The following is a 20,425-nucleotide window of genomic DNA, read 5'->3' as shown; positions in this document are numbered from 1 at the left end:
GTGAGACTATGTATCAGGTAATAACCATGTATGGCGATAATGAACCATGGTGGTTCTTTGAAGAATGGGAAAAAGATATTGAAGAAGAGACCAGTTTTTTGTCATTAGATGACGCAATACAGTTTTTTCAAGAAAAATGGGATTTAATTTGTAAAAATTATACATATATTAATTCTAAAACCAACTTTTTGAGCGCTTTCTGGAATGATGGGGAAGAACGTTGGTGTGAAGAGTGCGATGATGATTTGCAGCAATATAAAGGATTGGCATTACTAAAAAATTATCAGCCAATCACAATCGAAAGCGAAAGGAAATTTTATGAAGCAACTAATTCTAGCGGAAAAACCAAGCGTTGCCAAAGACCTAAGCAAAGTATTAGGAGCTAATAAAAAGACAAAGAATTACTACGAAGGCCCAAATGTGATTGTCACATGGGCCCTCGGTCATTTATTGGGTCTAAAAATGCCAGAAGATATTAATAAAAATTGGCAAACGTGGCAAATGGAAACATTGCCGATGATTCCTAAAAATATTGGGATTAAACCATTACCTAAAACTGGACAACAACTAAAAGCAATTAAGCAACTTGCTCATCGTAAGGATATAAATGAATTTGTTATTGCGACTGATGCCGGAAGAGAAGGGGAATTAGTTGCCCGTTGGATTCTGGAATGGATTCATTTTGATAAACCAGTGAAACGTTTATGGATCTCCTCGCAAACGAATAAAGCCATAAAAGAGGGCTTTAAACAATTAAAACCAGCTAAAGAATACGATGCACTTTATGAATCAGCACTGGCTAGATCAAAGGCAGACTGGTTAGTGGGACTGAATATTTCAAGAGCTTTAACGGTAAAATATGATGATAGTTTGAGTGCTGGTAGAGTTCAGACACCTACATTATCATTTGTACGGCAACAAGAAAAACAAATTGATAAATTTCGGCCGCAAACCTATTACGTTATTGAACTAGAAGTGGCCGGACAAAAAGCGCCCCGTCTACAAAAAAATCCATATGAATTAAAAGAATCGCAAGAGGCACAAAAGGTAATCGAACAAATGGGACAACATGCGGGGACTGTAACTTCAGTGTCAGAAAAAACTAAAACAGAAAACGCGCCATTACCCTACGATTTAACTGAAATTCAAAGAGAAGCAAACCAACGATATGGCTTTTCAGCTAAAAAGACGCTGTCATTGGTACAAAGTTTGTACGAAACCCATAAAGTAGTTACTTATCCACGTACAGACAGCAAATATTTAACTAATGACATGAAAAAAACAATGAAAGAGCGCCTGCAAGCTGTTGCAAACTTTGCACCTGAGGTAAAAGAATATATCAAATCAGGAGCTAACGTACAGCAAAAAGCCGTTTTTAATGATGCCAAGGTATCTGATCACTCGGGTTTGATTCCTACAGAACAACGTGTTAATGCAGCCAAGTTTTCAAATGATGAACAAAAAATCTATAATATGATTGTAAGTCGTTTTCTGATGTTGTTTGCGAAACCGCACAAAAGACTGCAACAAAAAGCAACGGTTAACTTTGCTGATGAGTCTTTCGTATTTACGCAAAATAAAATTATTGAAGCGGGATGGAAAGTACAAGAAGAGAAATCAGGATCTGTCAATAAATGGCAGGAAGGCCAAAAAATTCAACCGAATTTTTCCGTCAAAAAAGAATTAACCAAACCGCCAAAACCTTTGAATGAAGGAACATTGTTGGCAAAAATGGAAAAATTTGGTTTAGGTACACCCGCCACTCGGGCGGAAATTATTGAAAAATTACTTCGGTCTGAATTGATGGAAAGAACGCCTAGTGGTTTGCAGGTATCTCCAAAAGGTAAGCAATTGTTAGATTTGGTGAATCCATCATTAGTAACGCCTGATTTAACTAAAAAATGGGAAGACGAGCTTGAGGCGATCGCCCAAGGGAAATTTTCCAGTGACAAGTTTTTACTACAAATTGAAAAAGATACCAAACAGCTTGTCCAAGAAGTCAAACAAAGCCAGCAAAAATATCAAGACTTTTCTTTAACACAAAAAAAATGTCCTGAATGTGGTTCTTTCTTGCGGGAAAAAAGTACTCGTGATGGTAAAATTTATGTTTGCTCTAACTCAGAATGTAACTATCATCGTCGTAAAGACCCTAAAGTAAGTAATCATCGTTGTCCGCAATGCCATAAGAAAATGGAAATCATTGAAGGCAAAAATGGTGCCTATTTCCGTTGTAAATTTGATGGCATTACCGAAAAAATTCCAAACAAAAAAGATCAAAAGAAAAAAATATCTAAACAGGAAGAAAAACAACTTTTGAAGAAATACTCAAAACCCGAAGAACCCGAAGAAAGCCCGCTTGCGATTGCGTTAAAAGAAGCAATGGACGAAAAGGAATAAAAAGTATTAGGTATAAGCAAAATATATGAACAATAGAAAGATCGAGTAATCTTTCTATTGTTCGGATCTTTTCACTTTAATTATGTCAATTGAGTAACGTTTTTGCTTTTTATTACTCATTAATGTATTTTTGAGTAACGAATTGTTAAACGATTACTCAATATTGCATTAACGAGTAACGAATCCGCTGTTCATTGCTCAATATTAAACATTAGCGTGCAAATTAGATGTTTTTTAGTGGTTTATAATAATTAACGAGTAACGAATTAGCTATCCGTTACTCGTTATTTTATTTTTGAGTAACAAAACTAGTTTTCTTTACTCATTATCAAGATTTCGAGGAACAAAATAGCATTCTTTTACTCAATTTAAGCTGGTTGCCATTTTTTGCTAAATCTTATTCCCATTGCTTCTCCTAAAAGTGGCAATGGGAAAATGTTATATTAAAAAAACTAACGAATGACTTCTTCTGTGTCTTTGTCAAAAAAATGTGCTTTGTTGAGGTTAAAACTCAAGTCGACCATTTCTTCTGGTTCATGGAAATCACGTGCGTCGACTTTCGAAATGAATTCTGTATCTCCAATTTTTGTATATAGCATTGTTTCTGCACCCAGCAATTCGGACACAACAACTTCGGCGTGTACGGTGGCTTCGGGTGCGGCATCGATCACCACTTGCTCACCATGAATATCTTCTGGACGAATGCCAAAAGTGATTTCTTTGCCATCATAGCCCTTTTCAACTAGTGTTTTATTACGACCTTCAGGAATGCGAAGTTTTAATCCGTAATCGTCTGTGATTTCACCGTCTTTTAAGGTAACATTGAAGAAGTTCATCGCCGGAGAACCGATAAACCCAGCAACAAATTCATTCACTGGTGTATTGTACACTTCTTTTGGTGTACCGATTTGTTGGACAATTCCATCTTTCATGATAACAATCCGGTCTGCCATAGTCATCGCTTCAGTTTGGTCATGTGTAACGTAAATCGTCGTGGTTTTAAGTCTGCGGTGCAATTTAGCGATTTCTGCCCGCATAGCAACGCGCAATTTAGCGTCTAAGTTGGATAATGGCTCGTCCATCAAGAATACTTTTGCATCGCGGACGATAGCGCGGCCTAAAGCGACACGTTGACGTTGCCCGCCAGATAGTGCAGCAGGTTTGCGATCCAAATATTCAGTTAACCCTAAGATATCTGCAGCATTTTCAACCCTTTTTTTTATTTCTGTTTTATTGTATTTACGTAATTTCAGGCCAAATGCCATATTGTCATAGACAGTCATGTGTGGATACAATGCGTAGTTTTGGAAAACCATCGCGATATCGCGATCTTTAGGAGCAACATCGTTCATCACTTTATCTCCAATTTTTAATTCACCGGCTGTGATATCTTCTAATCCGGCAATCATGCGTAATGTGGTCGATTTTCCGCAGCCGGAAGGTCCGACAAAAACAATGAACTCACGATCTTTTATATTTAGATTGAAATCGCTGACAGAAAATTGCTCGGCATTATCATATTTTTTACCGATCTCTTTTAAGGACATTTCTACCATAAGTTTGTTCCTTCTTTCAAATTGATTTGTTATATATACTGTAAATGAAAACGGTTTACAAACTCAATGTAAAGGTGCACAAAAAAGTCAGTGTTTTTTGTGCACCTTGTAAATTCAGTTTGAATTTTCACAAGAGAGAACTAGTAAATAGCATAAGAATAGATCGTCCATTTTTTTCAAGTTCGTATTGGACCGTTGTTGAAATTTATCGACTTTGTATTGCAATGTGTTGCGATGCATGAATAGTTCTTTGGCTGCTGAACTAATATTGCCTTGTGTTTGCCAAAGCGTACAGATGATTTGTTCAAGTTCTGCATCAAACCATTCGGCAAATAGAGTTCGCATCAGATAACTTTTAGTGACGTCATGAATAGCAAAAAATGGGATAATGGCCGTTCCCATATCAAAGCTTTTAGTTTGTGTATCATGTTCGAGTAAATAAAGAAACAGTTGCTCTTCTTCAAATAAAAGTTGAGTGAAGTCAGCTTCAAAAGAATGGAAGGCTCCACTGAAAAGTCGCGTGTAGCTATTAAAGTCACTGTCTAAAGCTAAAAACAGGCCCTCTAGTTCTTCTGTAGTTAATGCATCTTCGCTGAAAGACTCGACGATGATCCCATAACTTTCACTAAGAAAAAATAAATCGACTGTATGGGGTAAAATCGTGGACATTTCTTCATGTAAAGCTGCAAGATCGTTTTTTTCCAAAGCGTGACATTTGATTTGGATCAGACGAAAAGCTCCCTCGTCTGCTGGGGCCGACGTATCAGAGAACAAAGCAGCATACCAGGGGCGCTCTTTTCCAGCAGTAGGGATAGTTGCTGGGTTAGTAATAGCAATGGCTTGCAACAGCTTTTTTTCAGTTGGTGATAGATTTTTTTGTGGTATCCATAAAAAACCGTGTGCTACAGCAATGGATAAATAGTCTGTATCAACTGTTGGAAAAGCATGTATAGAAGATGTAGGATAAATTTCTTGTAACTTTTGCTGTTTCACGTTTAACCCGCCTTATAGAAAGAGTCTTTTTGCCTATTGTAACCAAAAAATGCTATTTCGCCAAACTGAAAATAGTAAATTCTGTCGGTTCTCACTACTATTATAGACCTTGTTGCCCTTGACTGGGGTTCAGTAACAGCGTTTATGGATCTTGCATTTGTTCACTTAGGTCTAAAAAATGACATAATGTCTTTATTCTTGCGGTTTTATAAATGACCGCTCCACTTATCGCCTTGCTTTAACTGGTTGGTTTTTATGAGAAATTATTTTCCTGATAAAAATGCTTGACTTTTTTAACTGATGGGCGTAAAGTGAGGAACAACTTAAATAAACGACATCGAAAAGAAGAGTAACTTTAGTTTTGTTTTAAGAGAGTCTCTGGCAGGTGAGAAGAGACAATGAAATTATGGTGAAACACATCTTGGAGTCGATTTTTTGAAGAAAAAGTAGAAAAGTCCGGGTAGCCCGTTATAGCCAAAGTTATTGATTGATGACTTATTGAGTTTTATTCTGCGAAGAATGAATAAATAAAGGTGGAACCGCGTAATTGACGTCCTTTAGCCATTTGGCTAAAGGACTTTTTTATTTTTCAATCAGTAACTAACTGAGGTCTTTTCTGTAAGGGAAAGATAAATTGAGGTGGAACCACGTATTTTGCGTCCTCTGGGTAAAACCAGAGGACATTTTTATTTTAAAGGAGGATTTATATGAGTTATTTGATTTCTATTTTTCCGCAATTATTTACAGGAATGGAAGTAACTTTTCGCTTATTTGGTTTAACTATCATTGGGTCAGTTCCTATTGGTATTATTCTAGCATTCGTATTATGTAGTCGGTCGAAAATTTTCAAGTCAATCATTCAAGTTTATGTTTGGCTGATGCGCGGGACTCCACTTTTGCTCCAGCTAATCTTCGTTTTTTATGGGCTACCTATTATGGGAATTGTATTCGATCGTTTTGAAGCAGCATTAATTGCTTTTATCTTTAACTATGCAGCATACTTTGCAGAAATTTTTCGTGGAGGTATTCAATCGATACCTAATGGACAGTATGAAGCGGCTCGGGTATTACGCTTGACTTACGGGCAAACGTTACGAAAAATTATTATTCCCCAAGTTGTAAAAATCACTTTGCCTTCTGTTGGAAACGAAATTATTAATTTGGTAAAAGATACTTCGTTAGTTTATATTCTAGGTCTACAAGATGTGATGCGCATCGGAAAAGTGGCGATGGAACGTGACGTCTCGTTAGTTCCTCTGTTAGGTGTAGGGATTTTGTACCTACTTATGACAGCTGTGTTTACTCTTATTCTTCGTATGTTAGAAAAACGTATGAATTATTATCGTTAGGAGGAAAAATTCTATGTTAGAACTTAAAAATGTCAGTAAATCTTTTGGTTCAAAAAAAGTGATTAATTCGTTAGATCTAACAATTCCAGACGGATCGATTTTAGCTATAGTAGGACCTTCTGGAGGTGGAAAAACGACTTTGCTGCGAACTTTGGCAGGGCTAGAAACGATCGACAGTGGAGATTTCCTATTAGATGGAGAAAAGTTTGATCCAGTAAGTTCAAAAAATCAAGAACAAGTGGTAGGAGTTGTATTCCAAGAATTTGAATTATTTCCCCATTTAAATGTTTTTGAAAATATTGTGTTAGCACCCAGATTAGCGCTACAAGAAGAAAAGGAAGTCTATACTAAAAAAGCAGAAGATATTGCCGCTCAATTAGGTATAGAATCGTTGTTGCAACAATATCCTTATCAATTATCTGGCGGCCAAAAACAACGAGTAGCGATTGCTAGAGCAATGGCAATGGATCCTAAAGTATTAGCCTATGATGAACCTACGAGTGCATTGGATCCTGCTTTACGTGAACACGTTGAACGAATCATTTTGGGACTGAAGCAACAAGGCGTTACTCAATTGGTGGTTACGCATGATATGACTTTTGCTGAAAATATTGCAGACAATTTGTTAGAGGTTTCAGAAATTAACTAGGAGGAAGAGAGATGAAAAAATTAAAAGGATTAGGCCTTGTTTTGGTGAGTGTCTTTGTATTAGGCGCTTGTTCTTCTGGAGAAAACGAGCGAGCAGGAAATAATGAAGATGCAGATGTTGTTGTCGGTTTGGATGATACATTTGTACCTATGGGTTTTCGTGATGATGATGGGAATTTAACCGGTTTTGATATCGAGTTAGCTGAAGCTGTATTTGCTTTAAATGATACCGAAGTCGCATTTCAGCCAATTGATTGGTCTATGAAAGAAACAGAATTGAATAATGGAACGATTGATATGATTTGGAATGGCTACAGCCAAACGCCTGAACGGGAAGAAGAGGTAGCTTTTTCAGAACCTTACATGAGCAATAGCCAGTTATTAGTTACTTCCAAAGATAGTAATATTGATTCAATCGACCAGATGGATGGGAAAATACTGGGCGCTCAAGAAGGCTCCTCTGGCTATAATTCATTCAATCAAGAACCAGAAGCATTAAAAGATATTGTAGAAGGTGAGGACGCCACGCTTTATGACAGTTTTAATGAGGCATTTATTGATTTAGAAAGCGGGCGAATCGATGGGCTTCTGATTGATAGAGTCTATGCTGAATACTATTTAAACCAAAATGAAAAGATGGATGATTTTAATTTGGTTGAAACGCCTTATGAGGATGAAAATTTCGCGGTGGGTGTTAGACAAGATGATGATGAATTATTAGCAGAAATTAATGATGGTTTACAAGAACTACAAGATAATGGTGAATTTGCAGAGATTTCGGAAAAATGGTTTGGAGAAGACGTATCACCTGATTGATAAAAATTTAAAGAAAGTAGGGAAGAAACTTTTGTTCCCTTCTTTTTTTTTGTATAATGGATAAGAATGAAAAGAGGGATGACATGGCACAAAAAAAGAAACGCTCAAAAAAACGTAAGACAAAAAAACAAATGCGCCAGCAAGAAAAATTAATGCTGATTGTATTTGGGTTTTTATTTATTTTATTTTCAGTATTTGCATTATTTCAATTAGGCTTTCTTGGAACGCTAATAGCAAATGGTTTTCGGATTATTGGCGGAAATACTTATCCCTTCCTTTGTGTCTTGCTAGCAGGTTATGGTTTATGGGTAATGGTCAAAAATAATGAGGCTAAAGTAACTCATGGAAGAAAGATTGTTGGTGGACTTCTGATTTATTTAGGTGTGTTAATTTTTTTCCATGCACAGTTATTTGGTAAAATTCAAACAGATGATCCGCAGATTTTATTAACAACTTGGCGAATTTTATTAAGTGACATCCAAGGTGATCAAGTAAGTGCTAATGTTGGCGGTGGCATGTTAGGTGCACTGCTCTATCAAGCAACATTTTTCTTAGTTGCAAAAATCGGCAGTTATGTGATTGCTGTTCTTTTGATTATTCTGGGTGGTTACTTTGTTAGTTCACTGGATAGCCAGCAACTGTTAGAACTTTTACATGAAGTAAAAGAAAAAATGCAAAAGTTGATTGAAGGTAATCCAGAGAAAAAAGCGAAAAAACAAGCGGATAAAGAAGCCAAAAAGCAAGCGAAAAAGGAAGAAAAAGAACAAAAACAAGCACAAGAGCGAGAAGCTGCACTACAACAATTAAAAGAGCAAGAAAAAAATCAAGTTCGTTCTCTGTCTGAGGCAGAAAAATTAGCACAGGAGCAAAAAGAAGAAGCTACCGGCGAGCCAGAACAATTAAGTTTTGTTCCTATTGATAGTTACCAACAAAGTCAGGCCGCTAGTAAAAAAACAGAAAATGACGCTAAAAATGAGCCATCAACAGAAGAACCAGTAGATGACGGTAAACCTCTGGAATTTGAAATTTCACAAGAAGTAGAAGATGAAGATTACGAATTACCGCCGTCAACTCTTTTATCGCAGCCCAAACCGACGGATCAAAGCGGTGAATATAAAAAAATTGAAAGTAATATTGCAATCCTGGAAAAGACTTTCAAAAGTTTCGGTGTCAATGCTAAAGTGGTCAAGGCTAGTTTAGGGCCATCTGTGACTAAATACGAAATTGAACCGGCAATTGGTGTTAAAGTCAGCAAAATTGTCAATCTTTCCGATGATATTGCTCTGGCACTTGCTGCTAAAGATATTCGTATGGAAGCACCTATTCCAGGCAAATCATTAATTGGTATTGAGGTACCTAATGAAACAGTTAGCACTGTGGCTTTTAGAGAAATGAACGATGAAACGCCTGCTCATTCTGATCATATCCTAGAAGTTCCATTGGGACGAGATATTTCTGGAAAAATACAGACTGTTGATTTAACTAAGATGCCCCATTTGTTAGTCGCTGGTTCGACTGGTAGTGGGAAGTCGGTTGCTATTAATGGCATCATCACGAGTATTTTAATGCAGGCAAAACCTCATGAGGTTAAACTAATGATGGTCGATCCGAAAATGGTAGAGTTAAACGTATATAACGGGATCCCTCATCTTTTGACCCCCGTGGTAACAAATCCGCGAAAAGCTGCGCAAGCTTTACAAAAAGTGGTCAAAGAAATGGAAGAACGGTATGAAAAATTTGCCGCAACAGGGGTACGCAATATCACTGGCTACAACGAAATGATCAAACAAAAAAATCAAACAGAAGACCAAAAATATCCAACAATGCCATTTATTGTGGTCATTGTAGATGAATTGGCTGATTTGATGATGGTGGCCAGTAATGAGGTTGAAGATGCCATTACCCGCTTGGCGCAAATGGCGCGGGCAGCAGGTATACACATGATTTTAGCAACTCAACGTCCAAGCGTTGACGTTATTACTGGAATTATCAAGGCAAATGTGCCATCGCGAATTGCCTTTGCCGTATCTAGCGGGACCGATTCTCGCACGATTATTGATTCAAATGGGGCGGAAAAACTACTTGGCCGAGGAGATATGCTGTTCTTACCTATGGGTGAAAATAAAGGGATTCGTGTTCAAGGCGCCTTTATATCTGACCATGATGTGGAAGAAGTCGTTAAATTTGTTACTGATCAACAAGGCGCTAACTATGAAGAAAAAATGATGGTAACGGATGAAGAAGTGGCCAAAGATAAGCAAGAAGAATCTGAAGACGAGTTGTATGATCAAGCCAAGGAATTGGTTGTTGACATGCAAACAGCCAGCGTTTCTTTACTCCAACGTCGTTTTAGAATTGGTTATAATCGAGCAGCCCGTTTAGTTGATGAATTAGAAGCCAACCATGTTGTAGGTGCATCAGAAGGCAGCAAACCACGTAAAGTCTTAATTGACAAACCTCAAGATCCTGCTGATGATAGCTATCAAGATGAACCACTGGAATAAATTCAGCTGACTAGTTTAAACGTTGTTTGGACGATTAAAAAGTAGGACCAAACGATTTCATGCTATTTGAAATCGTTTGGCCCTTTTTAATAGCCAAAAATTGTCTTTTATTTTTTGTAGATTCATTTGTTGACAGATGTAAACCAAAAAGCTATGATTTTACCAAGTAAAGAGAAAGGAGGATGCATATGGGGCGCCAAATTATTGGAATTGCCGCAAATGAAGTAATGGACTCAGGTGAAGTGTTACACCATTTACCTGTCAGTTATACGCCTGGTGGTTATGTAAAGGCAGTCCAAAAAGCGGGCGGGTTACCTTTTGTTTTACCTATTGGCGCAGAAGACTTAGCCAAAGAGTACATTTCTCAAATTGACAAGTTAATTTTAGCAGGTGGACAAGATGTCTCGCCTAAATTTTATAAACAGACCCAAACCGTACAAGGAGATTATTCTGAAGCTCGCGATCGTTTCGAATTAGCACTTTTAGAAGAAGCATTATTACAAAACAAGCCGGTGTTTGCAGTTTGTCGTGGGATGCAATTGATGAATGTCTTTTTTGGTGGTGATTTAAAACAAGAACTGCGATCGTTTACCAAGATTTTACATATGCAAAATCCGATCCCTAAAGAACAACCTTCACATGAACTGCTCACTCAAGAGGATAGTATTTTACAACAGATTTATGGAGCAAAAACAAATGTTAACTCGTTTCATAATCAAGCATTAAATCGTGTATCGAGCATTCTGACAGAGTCTGCCTTTTGTTCAGACGGTGTTATTGAAGCTGTGGAAAATAAACCACGACGTTTATTAGCCGTGCAATGGCATCCAGATTTTGCGTTTGAAGTTCAACCAAATGAAATGACGATATTTAATTATGTGGTGAAAAAATTATAAGGAGAAGAGGCTATGAAAAAGTTAGGTTTTTTGTTGGTTACAACATTATTTATACTTACTGGTTGTTTTAATAATGAGGATACTGAAGATGGGAATTCGGGCGCTGGTTCAGCGGCACAAGAAATTTCGGTCTCGCTTTCAGGTGAGTTGACCACTTTAGATAGTGCTCAATATACCGATGTGAATAGTTCCGATATGATAGGTCAAGTAACAGAAGGTTTGTATCGTTATGATGAAGGCGGTGAACCAGAATTAGCTTTAGCCAGTGAAGAGCCAGAAGTTAGCGATGACGGGCTAACATATACGTTTAAGTTAAAAGATACGAACTATAGTGATGGCACTCCGGTTAAAGCAGCGGACTTTGTCTATGCGTTTCAAACGGTAGTTGATCCTGATACAGCGTCTAGCAGTAGTAACCGAATGGATATTTTAAAAAATGGCCGAAAAATTCGTGAGGGCGATAAAAATGTGGATGAATTAGGCGCTAAAGCAACTGATGATAGTACTTTGGAGCTTCAACTAGAAGATCCATTGCCTTTTTTACCTGAAATTCTGACGGGAACTCCTTTTATGCCTAAACAAAAAGAATTTGCAGAAGATAAAGGAAAACAATATGGGACCAGCACTGAAAACTTTATTGGCAATGGACCTTTCGTAATTAACGATTGGGATGGTAATAATGAAACTTGGACACTAGAAAAAAATCCGGAATATTGGGATCAAGACAATGTCCAAATGGAAACAATCAATGTGCAAGTAGTAAAAGAAGTGGCTACCGGAACCAACTTATTTAACGATGACCAATTGGATTATACTTTATTAGCAGATACTTACGCGCAACAATATCAGGATGCCAAACAAGCATACTTCGAACCTAAAGCGCTGGTTGGCTATATAAGCCCTAACCAAGAACGAGAAGTCACTGGCAATGTAAATGCCAGAAAAGCTATTTTGCAAGCAATCGACAAGAAAAACTTTGCCAAAAACATTTTAGCTGATGGGTCTAAGCCATTAGATGGTTTTGTGGCATCTGATTTTGCTAAGGACCCTTCAACAGATGAAGATTTCCGAGAAGAAAACGGTGATCTTTTGCCTTATGATAAAGAGGCAGCGCAAGAATCATGGGAAAAAGCGAAAGAAGAGCTGGGGCAAGATGAAATTACTTTAGAATTACTTTCAGCTGATGCAGCAATGAGTAAAAAAACGATTGAATACATTCAAGGACAATTAGAAGAAACCCTTCCTGGTCTAAAAATCACATTAAAATCAGTGCCCTTGCAAAATCGTCTAGATTTACAAACAGAAGGTGACTTTGATTTAGTTTTTGGCACCTGGACACCTGATTACGCAGATCCCATCGACTTTTTGAATTTTTATGATTCTCAGAGCGGATTAAATACTTCAGGCTATGACAATCCAGATTATGATAAAGGATTAGAAGAAGCTCGTACGACTTTAGCCAATGATCCCGATGCACGTTGGCAAAAATTATTAGAGATGGAAAAACTGCTAGTAGAAGAAGATGCCGCTGTGCTACCTTTATATCAAGGGGCAGTTGCCTATTTAAAATCGGATCGGCTTGAAGGGTTACAAGTTTTTCCATTTGGTCGAACGGTTTCTTATCGAACAACCTTTGTCACAGAGTGATTTTACAATAAATGACGATCCCAGATAAAATATCTGGGATTTTTTTATTATGGGAAACGTTGTTAAACCGCTCTTTTTTGAATGAAACTTATTTATTCCTCATTTTATTTGCATTTTTCTCTTGATTTTTTAATAATTAATAATTACAATCTTATATAACTTCAGAAAAATAATTCTGAAAATTCCCAATAAGAAGGAGCAAGCAATGTGAAAAAGCAATATGTTTTTAGTTTATTTGCAGTATGTACCTTGGTTCTTGCTGGTTGTACAACTGGCTCAACACAAGATTCAGGCGATGATGAAGCTGCAGGAGGCGGTTCTGGAGAAAACGAATTTAACTTTGTAGAAGAACAAGAAATGCCAACCGCAGATTTATCGCAAGCAACAGATACGGTTAGTTTTTCGGCATTAAATAATGTTTATGAAGGTATTTATCGTTTGGACGAAAATGATACGCCTCAACCTGCTGGAGCGGCAGAAGAAGCGGACGTTTCAGAAGACGGAACAACCTATAACATCAAATTGCGTGAAGATGCAAAATGGTCAAATGGTGACCCAGTAACGGCAGATGATTATGTTTTTGGTTGGCAACGTACCGTTGACCCAGAAACAGCTGCAGAGTATGCCTATCTTTTTGAAGCAGTTGAAAACGGAGAAGAAATTATAAATGATGAGAAGGATCCAGAAGAACTAGGTATTGAAGCAGTTGACGATTATGAATTAGAAATCACATTGGATAAACCACTTGATTATTTTGATAACTTGCTTGCTTTTCCAATCTTCTTCCCACAAAATCAAGATGCAGTTGAAGAATTTGGCGATGACTATGCATCTACTAGCGAAAACTCAGTCTATAACGGACCTTTTGCTTTAGCTGATTTTGATGGTCCTGGTTCAGATACTGACTGGACTTATGAAAAAAATGATGAGTACTGGGATCAAGATAACGTAGCCCTAGATAGAGTTAACGTATCCGTCGTAAAAGAAGCCTCTACTGCTTTGAATTTATTCCAAGATGGACAAGCTGATGACGTTAAATTGGATGGAGAACTAGCTCAACAGATGGCGAATGATCCAGAGTATGTGAGTCAACCCGAAGCCTCTACTTTCTATTTAGAAATGAACCAAGAAGATGAAGATTCACCATACCGTAATGAAAACTTACGTAAAGCAATCTCTTATTCAATTGATAGAGAAGCTTTAGTAAATTCAATTTTAGCGGATGGTTCATTGGCACCTGTTGGTTTAGTACCTGAAGATATGTCTACGAGTCCTGATGGTAATAGCGAGTTTACTGAAGATGCTGGAGACCAATTAGAATTTGACGAGGACAAAGCACAAGAATATTGGGAAAAAGCTAAAGAAGAATTAGATATCGACTCATTAGACGTTGACTTATTGTCCGATGATACAGACAAATCTAAAAAATCCCAAGAGTTTATTCAAGAATCCATCGAGTCAAATTTAGACGGCGTAAATATTAATTTAAATTCTGTACCATTTTCGGTTCGCTTAGATCGTTCAAATGAAGGTGACTTTGACTTAACTATTGGCGGCTGGGGTGCTGACTATGCTGACCCAAGTAGTTTCCTTGATTTATTCCAAACTGGCAATTCCTATAACCGTGGTCATTGGAGTAATGATGAATATGACGAACAAATTGAGCAAGCAACGAATGAAAATGCCAATGATTCAGAAGCACGTTGGGATAACTTGGTAGAAGCGGAAAAAATTATTATGGGAGAACAAGGTGTTGTTCCATTGTATCAAAAAGCTACTGCGCATATGAGAGCTGATAAAGTAAATGGTTTGGTTGCTCATCCAGCAGGCGCGCAATATGATTTCAAATGGATTACAATAGAAGAATAGTTTTCAAGACAATCTCAAGATAAAAAATAGACTGAGACAAATGACTGCTAATTAGCAGCGTCTCAGTCTTTATTGATTAAAATATTGCTAATAGCAATGTCAGCAGGCTTAATAAAAATAGAATTCCTGCAGGTTCTAGCCAGAAACGAAAGCTGGACCGACCGACTTCTGACAATTTCATACCAGCTGTTTTGGTTTTTTTATTTCTTCTCTTGAAAGATCGTTGAAAATTATCGAAAAATCCAGAAGAAAATACCCAAAGAAAACCGCCGACGATCAGAAAAAATAGTGTAAAAAGAAACAAATTATCTGACAGAGCAGTTAAGGAAAAATCTTTTTGGATGATTGTAAGCAATAAGCTGACTAACAAAATTGTTAGGCTGATGATCCAAGAACTTTTTTTTATTCGCATGATAGTTTCCTTTCTTGTTTTAAAAATAAGGATAGAACTAATGTATAAAAATATTGTTCAGAAGTCAAAAAAATAGGGGGAAAAAACGTGAATGATTTTATTAAATATCTATTAAAGCGTGTGTTTTTCATGGCAATCACTTTATGGCTGATTGCAACGATCACCTTTTTCATGATGCAGTTTTTGCCTGGAACACCATATACTAACGCTGAAAAATTAAGCCCAGAACAAATTGCCCTATTAAATAAACAAATGGGGCTGGATCAGCCGATGATCGTACAATATGGGAACTACTTGATAAACATTATGCATGGTGATTTTGGTATCTCCTTCCAATTTAAAAACCAAGCAGTATCCAGTTTGTTAGGCGGACGTATTGGTCCATCTGTTCAATTAGGGCTGCAAGCAATTGGCTTTGGGACCATTTTTGGCATCATTTTAGGGACAATTTCAGCAATGAAACAAAATACATGGGTGGATACTTTGAGTACCTTAATTGCTATCTTAGGTCGTTCTATCCCTAACTTTGTATTTGCTGTATTACTACAATATGTTTTTGCTATCAAATTAGAAATTTTACCAATTGCAAGATGGGATAGTTTTGCTTATACGCTTTTACCTACATTAGCTTTAGCAATGTCACCTTTGGCGGATTCCGCTCGTTTTATACGAACCGAAATGGTCGAAGTATTACACAGTGACCAGGTTGAATTAGCTAAATCAAAAGGGTTAAGTCGCTGGGAAACAGCTTTTAGACATGGATTACGTAACAGTTTAATCCCTATCTTAACGTTGCTTGGTCCTTTAGCAGTAGGATTAATGACAGGTTCCCTAGTGGTAGAAAATATTTTTGCAATACCTGGGATCGGTGAACAATTTGTTAAATCAATTATGACCAATGACTATCCAACAATTATGGCAGTAACCATTCTTTATTCAACAATGTTAGTGGCTATTATCTTTGTTGTCGATGTGTTATACGGTATTGTTGATCCTCGTATTCGTGTATCAGAAGGGAGTCGTGGATAATGGAAGATACAAATTATACTAAAGACCAATTAGAGCAAATTCCGTCTTCTGAATTTGAGCCGTTAGAAAAAAGTACCAAAGTTGAGCGTGAGGCTATCACGGCGCCTTCACTGAACTTTTTACAAGATTCATGGCGACGTTTGAAAAAAAATAAAGCGGCTGTCTTCTCATCGATCTTTCTTTTGATTGTCATTTTAATTTCGGTGGTAACGATTTTTGCTACACCTCATGATCCAACCGAGCAAAATGTCAGCTATATAAACTTACCTCCTAAAATTCCGGGAATTGATATTAATGGTTTGAATGGAGTTTCAGAGGTCGGTGGTCAAATGGTTGATAAATATGAGGCTGCCAACGTTCCGGATGATGTCCATTTTTATCTTGGGACAGATGGATTAGGAAGAGATTTATTAAGTCGACTATTTATGGGCGTGCGCATTTCCTTATTGATTGCTTTTATTGCGGCTGCACTGGATATTGTTTTCGGGGTCACCTATGGGATCATTTCTGGCTTGTTAGGCGGGCGAGTTGATACCATTATGCAGCGGATTTTAGAAGTCTTATCGGGAATTCCGAACTTGGTTGTCATGATCTTGATGTTAGTTATATTTAAACCCGGGATCTTTTCAATCGTAGCTGCGATGGCCATCACCAACTGGATTCCGATGGCGCGGATTGTTCGGGGCCAGACGCTCAAGTTAAAGGATCAAGAGTTCGTCTTGGCTGCCACAACTTTAGGAGAAAGTAGGTCCAAAATTGCTTTTAAACATATTCTACCTAATATTTCTAGCGTTATTATTGTCCAGATGATGTTTAGTATTCCAGAGGCAATTTTCTTCGAGGCCTTCCTAAGCTTTATTGGGCTAGGGCTGAAGCCACCTTCTGCTTCTCTTGGGACATTATTAAATGATGGGTATAAAACATTCTTGTTCTTACCTTATCAAATGGCAATACCAGCTGTAGTCCTTTCAGTCATTATGATCGGATTCAATTTGTTGGCAGATGGTTTACGAGATGCGTTTGATCCGAAGATGAAGGAGTGAATACGATGAAAAAAGTTTTAGAAGTAAAAGATTTAGAAATTTCATTTGCTACCTTTGCCGGAGAAGTTCAAGCGATTCGTGATGTAAGTTTTGATTTATATGAAGGTGAAACGCTGGCTATTGTAGGCGAATCAGGTAGTGGAAAGTCAGTAACAACCAGAAGTATCATGGGCCTATTAGCGAGTAATGCGCTTGTAAAAAATGGTGAAATTTTGTTTGGTGGAGAAGATATTTTAAAAAATTCTGAAAGACGAATGCAAAAAATTCGTGGAAAAGAAATTTCGATGATTTTCCAAGATCCAATGACTTCACTTGACCCAACCATGAAGATTGGCAAACAAATTGCTGAATCTCTCTTAAAACATACCAAAGTATCTAAAAAAGATGCTTTACAAAAAGCTTTGGAATTATTAGAACTTGTAGGAATTCCCAATGCTAAAAAACGATTGAAAAATTATCCGCACCAATTTTCCGGTGGACAACGTCAACGGATTGTTATCGCAGTTGCTTTGATTTGTTATCCGGAAATATTGATTGCTGATGAACCAACTACCGCATTAGATGTGACGATCCAAGCACAAATTTTAGAATTATTGAAAGATATTCAACAAAAAGTGAATTCTTCAATTATCTTTATTACCCACGATTTAGGGGTTGTAGCTAATGTTGCAGATCGCGTTGCAGTTATGTATGCAGGTAAAATTGTGGAAATCGGCACAGCTACTGAGATCTTTTATAATCCACAACACCCTTATACTTGGGGACTTTTAGGTTCTATGCCAACTTTAGAAGGAACAGGGGACCGTTTGACTGCTATTCCAGGAACACCACCGGATTTATTAGAACCACCTACCGGAGATGCTTTTTATCCTAGAAATGAATATGCTATGAAAATTGATACGGAAAAACAACCACCATTTTTTGAATTAACTAGCACCCATAAAGCAGCAACTTGGTTATTAGCTCCACAAGCACCTAAAGTGGAACCGCCAAAAGAAATTTTGTTGCGTTGGGAAGAATTCAAAAAGAAAAAGCAGCCGGAAATGGAGGAAAGTAAATGAAAAAAGTATTATTAGACGTAAAAAATTTAAAACAATATTTTAATACGGGCCGAAAAGATGAAGTAAAAGCGGTCGATGATATTACTTTTCACATCTATGAAGGCGAAACGTTTGGTTTGGTTGGCGAATCGGGTAGTGGTAAATCCACTACTGGACGATCGATCATACGCTTGAACCATCCGACTGATGGTACGATCGAATTTGACGGTAAAGATGTCATGAAGTTACATGGAAAAAAAGAAATGAATGTTTTCCGACGAGATGTTCAGATGATCTTTCAAGACCCTTACGCTTCTTTGAACGGACGGATGAAAGTTCGGGATATCATTGCTGAAGGAATCGACATCAATGGTTTAGCAAAATCGGACAAAGAGCGTGCTGAGCGAGTGAACGAACTTCTAAGGACAGTAGGATTAAATCCTAACCATGGGACACGTTATCCCCATGAATTTTCTGGTGGACAACGTCAGCGTATCGGAGTTGCACGTGCTTTAGCTGTAGATCCTAAATTTATTATTTGTGACGAACCTATTTCTGCTTTGGATGTATCTATCCAAGCTCAAGTAGTTAATTTATTACAAGATCTACAAAAAGAACATAACCTAACGTATCTCTTCATTGCCCATGATTTGTCTATGGTTAAGCATATCAGTGATCGGATTGGTGTAATGCATAACGGAAAATTGTTGGAAGTAGGAACAAGTGATGATGTTTATTATCATGGCGTTCATCCTTACACGGAAAGTTTACTTTCGGCAATTCCTTTGCCAGATCCAGAATATGAACAAACTAGAACCAGAGTTAAATATACAGGAGAACAGGACGATCTAGAAACGCCACGAAAAATGCTGGAGATTGCGCCTGGACACTATGTTTATGCAACTGAAGAGGAAAAAACAAAGTATCAAGAAAAGCTTGCTAATAAAAAGGCTGCTGAAGACAAGCAAGCCATCTGAATTTGATTGACTTTCTATTTAGAAAATCAAAGATCTTTAAAGCCTTCATGAAAAAGGAGGACCTAGTGAAAGTATTAAAAGGTTATAAATTTCGTATTTACCCTAATGAAAAACAAATACAATATTTTATACAGACTTTCGGTTGTGTCCGTTTTACCTATAACCATTTGTTACATGCTCGGCAAAAAGCATTGCAAGCAGGGGATTATCAGACACAAGTCTCTCCAGCTAGTTTGAAAAGAGACTATCCGTTTTTAAAGAAGACGGATAGTCTAGCTTTAGCTAATGCGCAACGCAATTTAGATCGTGCTTTTAAGAACTATTTTAGTAAAAGAGCGGGTTATCCTAAGCTGAAAACAAAAAAAAACAATTGGCAGTCCTATACGACAAATAATCAAAAGCACACGATTTATTTTGTTGGGAATCAGTTAAAGTTGCCTAAACTTAAATCGCTAGTTACGGTAAATTTGCATAGAAAAGTAGCAGGCGAAATAAAATCAGCAACAGTTTCGGCTCAAAATAACCAAATGTTTTTTGTTTCTCTTCTCTGTTTAGAGGAGATAAACCCCTTACCTAAAACCGGCACGACCATTGGTGTTGCCTACTGTCCAGAGAATTTAGTCCAAATGTCAGCAGTCAATCGCTTGCCTGTCTATAAGCAAGAGACACTTCAATATCAATTGGATAAAGCCATTAAACGTTTGGAGGTTCGAGCAAAAGCAGCTAAAAGACGTAAAGTGCTACTCGAGCAGGCAAAAAATTATCAAAAACAAAAAAGTAAAGTTCAAAAACTGTATATGGCAAAAAACGATCAGAAAAAAAACTACATCGACCAGTTAACTTATCGTTTGGTACATGATTATGACTGTATTTGTTTAGAAAAACAGCCAGAATTTACTGAAAATACAAAATTCTCTGAAACTGATTGGCAACATTTTTTGCGTAAAATCCAATATAAAGCGCGTTGGTATGATAAACAACTTGTATTTGTTGATTCTATTGAAAAAGAAAATGAAACAAAATGTTTTACTATTGAACAAGTAGGCAAAAAACTAATTAACCAATAAAAAAGTTATAAGAACTGGAAGGGACGCCAGGGATCGCCTAGGGGATAGAAAAAATTTTCATTAATTTTTGTTTCTAGGAATATTGTTCACTAATTATAAAAAACCATAAAAAGACTAAAATGGTCCCTATAAAATAGACGCTGATAAAAAACCCCCTAAGAGGATTTTATCGGTCGATTTTA

At 37.2% G+C, this 20,425-nt stretch carries 17 protein-coding genes and 1 other annotated feature; of the genes, 14 read left to right on the top strand and 3 right to left on the bottom strand.

Annotation, left to right across the window (positions count from 1 at the left end; all coding sequences use genetic code 11):
• Positions 1-8: 8 nt before the first annotated feature.
• Positions 9-386 (top strand): DUF1033 family protein, encoded by a 378-nt coding sequence (locus C7K43_RS07150; protein WP_124006243.1) that lies wholly within the window; start codon positions 9-11, stop codon positions 384-386.
• Entirely contained in the window at positions 319-2,397 is a 2,079-nt protein-coding gene (locus C7K43_RS07145; protein ID WP_124006242.1) for a DNA topoisomerase III, read from the top strand. The genes C7K43_RS07150 and C7K43_RS07145 overlap by 68 nt, the downstream gene beginning before the upstream one ends.
• 452 nt (positions 2,398-2,849) lie before the next feature.
• Here the strand turns inward: C7K43_RS07145 and C7K43_RS07140 are convergent, their stop codons facing one another.
• Both C7K43_RS07140 and C7K43_RS07135 read right to left on the bottom strand, forming a co-directional pair.
• On the bottom strand, positions 2,850-3,953 hold the full coding sequence (locus tag C7K43_RS07140) for an ABC transporter ATP-binding protein (RefSeq protein ID WP_124006241.1): 1,104 nt from the start codon (positions 3,951-3,953) through the stop codon (positions 2,850-2,852).
• Between the two features lie 114 nt (positions 3,954-4,067).
• Positions 4,068-4,946, bottom strand: a complete 879-nt coding sequence (locus tag C7K43_RS07135; protein WP_124006240.1) for a helix-turn-helix domain-containing protein — start codon at positions 4,944-4,946, stop codon at positions 4,068-4,070.
• Positions 4,947-5,274: 328 nt separating this feature from the next.
• Positions 5,275-5,507 (top strand) — a binding site (T-box leader).
• Between the two features lie 146 nt (positions 5,508-5,653).
• On the opposite strand from C7K43_RS07135, the gene C7K43_RS07130 reads away from it, so the two are divergent.
• The 7 genes from C7K43_RS07130 to C7K43_RS07100 all read left to right on the top strand — a co-directional run bounded on the left by C7K43_RS07130 (position 5,654) and on the right by C7K43_RS07100 (position 14,675).
• Complete coding sequence (locus C7K43_RS07130) at positions 5,654-6,295, top strand: amino acid ABC transporter permease (RefSeq protein WP_068707970.1); 642 nt, start codon at positions 5,654-5,656, stop codon at positions 6,293-6,295.
• A 13-nt stretch (positions 6,296-6,308) separates the two neighbouring features.
• Entirely contained in the window at positions 6,309-6,944 is a 636-nt protein-coding gene (locus C7K43_RS07125) for an amino acid ABC transporter ATP-binding protein (RefSeq protein WP_124006239.1), read from the top strand.
• 11 nt (positions 6,945-6,955) lie between these two features.
• Positions 6,956-7,759 carry an amino acid ABC transporter substrate-binding protein gene (locus C7K43_RS07120; RefSeq protein ID WP_124006238.1) on the top strand — a complete coding sequence of 268 codons (804 nt, stop codon included), beginning with the start codon at positions 6,956-6,958 and terminating at the stop codon, positions 7,757-7,759.
• Positions 7,760-7,842: 83 nt separating this feature from the next.
• Positions 7,843-10,263 carry an FtsK/SpoIIIE family DNA translocase gene (locus tag C7K43_RS07115; RefSeq protein WP_124006237.1) on the top strand — a complete coding sequence of 807 codons (2,421 nt, stop codon included), beginning with the start codon at positions 7,843-7,845 and terminating at the stop codon, positions 10,261-10,263.
• A gap of 188 nt (positions 10,264-10,451) precedes the next feature.
• On the top strand, positions 10,452-11,159 hold the full coding sequence (locus C7K43_RS07110) for a gamma-glutamyl-gamma-aminobutyrate hydrolase family protein (protein WP_124006236.1): 708 nt from the start codon (positions 10,452-10,454) through the stop codon (positions 11,157-11,159).
• Positions 11,160-11,171: 12 nt separating this feature from the next.
• A complete protein-coding gene (locus C7K43_RS07105) occupies positions 11,172-12,806 on the top strand; it encodes a peptide ABC transporter substrate-binding protein (RefSeq protein ID WP_124006235.1) in 1,635 nt (544 codons plus the stop codon).
• 207 nt (positions 12,807-13,013) lie between these two features.
• Positions 13,014-14,675, top strand: a complete 1,662-nt coding sequence (locus tag C7K43_RS07100; RefSeq protein WP_124006234.1) for a peptide ABC transporter substrate-binding protein — start codon at positions 13,014-13,016, stop codon at positions 14,673-14,675.
• Positions 14,676-14,751: 76 nt separating this feature from the next.
• Here the strand turns inward: C7K43_RS07100 and C7K43_RS07095 are convergent, their stop codons facing one another.
• Positions 14,752-15,087, bottom strand: coding sequence for a DUF3899 domain-containing protein (locus C7K43_RS07095; protein ID WP_124006233.1), 336 nt, complete (start codon positions 15,085-15,087; stop codon positions 14,752-14,754).
• 87 nt (positions 15,088-15,174) lie between these two features.
• Here C7K43_RS07095 and opp3b point away from each other — a divergent pair, with 87 nt between their 5' ends.
• From opp3b to C7K43_RS07070, 5 genes are read left to right on the top strand one after another with little or no spacing between them, the layout of a single operon-like run.
• Positions 15,175-16,116 carry an oligopeptide ABC transporter permease gene (opp3b, locus tag C7K43_RS07090; RefSeq protein ID WP_124006232.1) on the top strand — a complete coding sequence of 314 codons (942 nt, stop codon included), beginning with the start codon at positions 15,175-15,177 and terminating at the stop codon, positions 16,114-16,116.
• A complete protein-coding gene (gene opp3C / locus C7K43_RS07085; RefSeq protein ID WP_124006231.1) occupies positions 16,116-17,159 on the top strand; it encodes an oligopeptide ABC transporter permease in 1,044 nt (347 codons plus the stop codon). The genes opp3b and opp3C overlap by 1 nt, the downstream gene beginning before the upstream one ends.
• 5 nt (positions 17,160-17,164) lie before the next feature.
• The gene (locus C7K43_RS07080) at positions 17,165-18,220 is read left to right on the top strand and encodes an ABC transporter ATP-binding protein (protein ID WP_124006230.1); all 1,056 of its coding nucleotides are present in this window, start codon (positions 17,165-17,167) and stop codon (positions 18,218-18,220) included.
• Positions 18,217-19,176, top strand: coding sequence for an ABC transporter ATP-binding protein (locus C7K43_RS07075; protein ID WP_124006229.1), 960 nt, complete (start codon positions 18,217-18,219; stop codon positions 19,174-19,176). Before C7K43_RS07080 ends, C7K43_RS07075 begins: the two co-directional genes overlap by 4 nt.
• Positions 19,177-19,223: 47 nt before the next feature.
• On the top strand, positions 19,224-20,243 hold the full coding sequence (locus C7K43_RS07070; protein ID WP_124006228.1) for an RNA-guided endonuclease TnpB family protein: 1,020 nt from the start codon (positions 19,224-19,226) through the stop codon (positions 20,241-20,243).
• The last annotated feature ends 182 nt before the right edge of the window (positions 20,244-20,425 follow it).

The organism is Tetragenococcus koreensis, assembly GCF_003795145.1.
Lineage (GTDB): Bacteria > Bacillota > Bacilli > Lactobacillales > Enterococcaceae > Tetragenococcus > Tetragenococcus koreensis.
The sequence above is the reverse complement of the archived record's forward strand: the minus strand, read 5'-3'. Positions and strand labels throughout refer to the sequence as shown.

Coding starts and splice junctions, on each gene's coding strand:
- C7K43_RS07150 (WP_124006243.1), top strand. CDS start 9: ATGTATCAGGTAATAACCATGTATGGCGATAATGAACCATGGTGGTTC.
- C7K43_RS07145 (WP_124006242.1), top strand. CDS start 319: ATGAAGCAACTAATTCTAGCGGAAAAACCAAGCGTTGCCAAAGACCTA.
- C7K43_RS07140 (WP_124006241.1), bottom strand. CDS start 3,953: ATGGTAGAAATGTCCTTAAAAGAGATCGGTAAAAAATATGATAATGCC.
- C7K43_RS07130 (WP_068707970.1), top strand. CDS start 5,654: ATGAGTTATTTGATTTCTATTTTTCCGCAATTATTTACAGGAATGGAA.
- C7K43_RS07125 (WP_124006239.1), top strand. CDS start 6,309: ATGTTAGAACTTAAAAATGTCAGTAAATCTTTTGGTTCAAAAAAAGTG.
- C7K43_RS07120 (WP_124006238.1), top strand. CDS start 6,956: ATGAAAAAATTAAAAGGATTAGGCCTTGTTTTGGTGAGTGTCTTTGTA.
- C7K43_RS07115 (WP_124006237.1), top strand. CDS start 7,843: ATGGCACAAAAAAAGAAACGCTCAAAAAAACGTAAGACAAAAAAACAA.
- C7K43_RS07110 (WP_124006236.1), top strand. CDS start 10,452: ATGGGGCGCCAAATTATTGGAATTGCCGCAAATGAAGTAATGGACTCA.
- C7K43_RS07105 (WP_124006235.1), top strand. CDS start 11,172: ATGAAAAAGTTAGGTTTTTTGTTGGTTACAACATTATTTATACTTACT.
- C7K43_RS07095 (WP_124006233.1), bottom strand. CDS start 15,087: ATGCGAATAAAAAAAAGTTCTTGGATCATCAGCCTAACAATTTTGTTA.
- opp3C (WP_124006231.1), top strand. CDS start 16,116: ATGGAAGATACAAATTATACTAAAGACCAATTAGAGCAAATTCCGTCT.
- C7K43_RS07080 (WP_124006230.1), top strand. CDS start 17,165: ATGAAAAAAGTTTTAGAAGTAAAAGATTTAGAAATTTCATTTGCTACC.
- C7K43_RS07075 (WP_124006229.1), top strand. CDS start 18,217: ATGAAAAAAGTATTATTAGACGTAAAAAATTTAAAACAATATTTTAAT.
- C7K43_RS07070 (WP_124006228.1), top strand. CDS start 19,224: ATGAAAAAGGAGGACCTAGTGAAAGTATTAAAAGGTTATAAATTTCGT.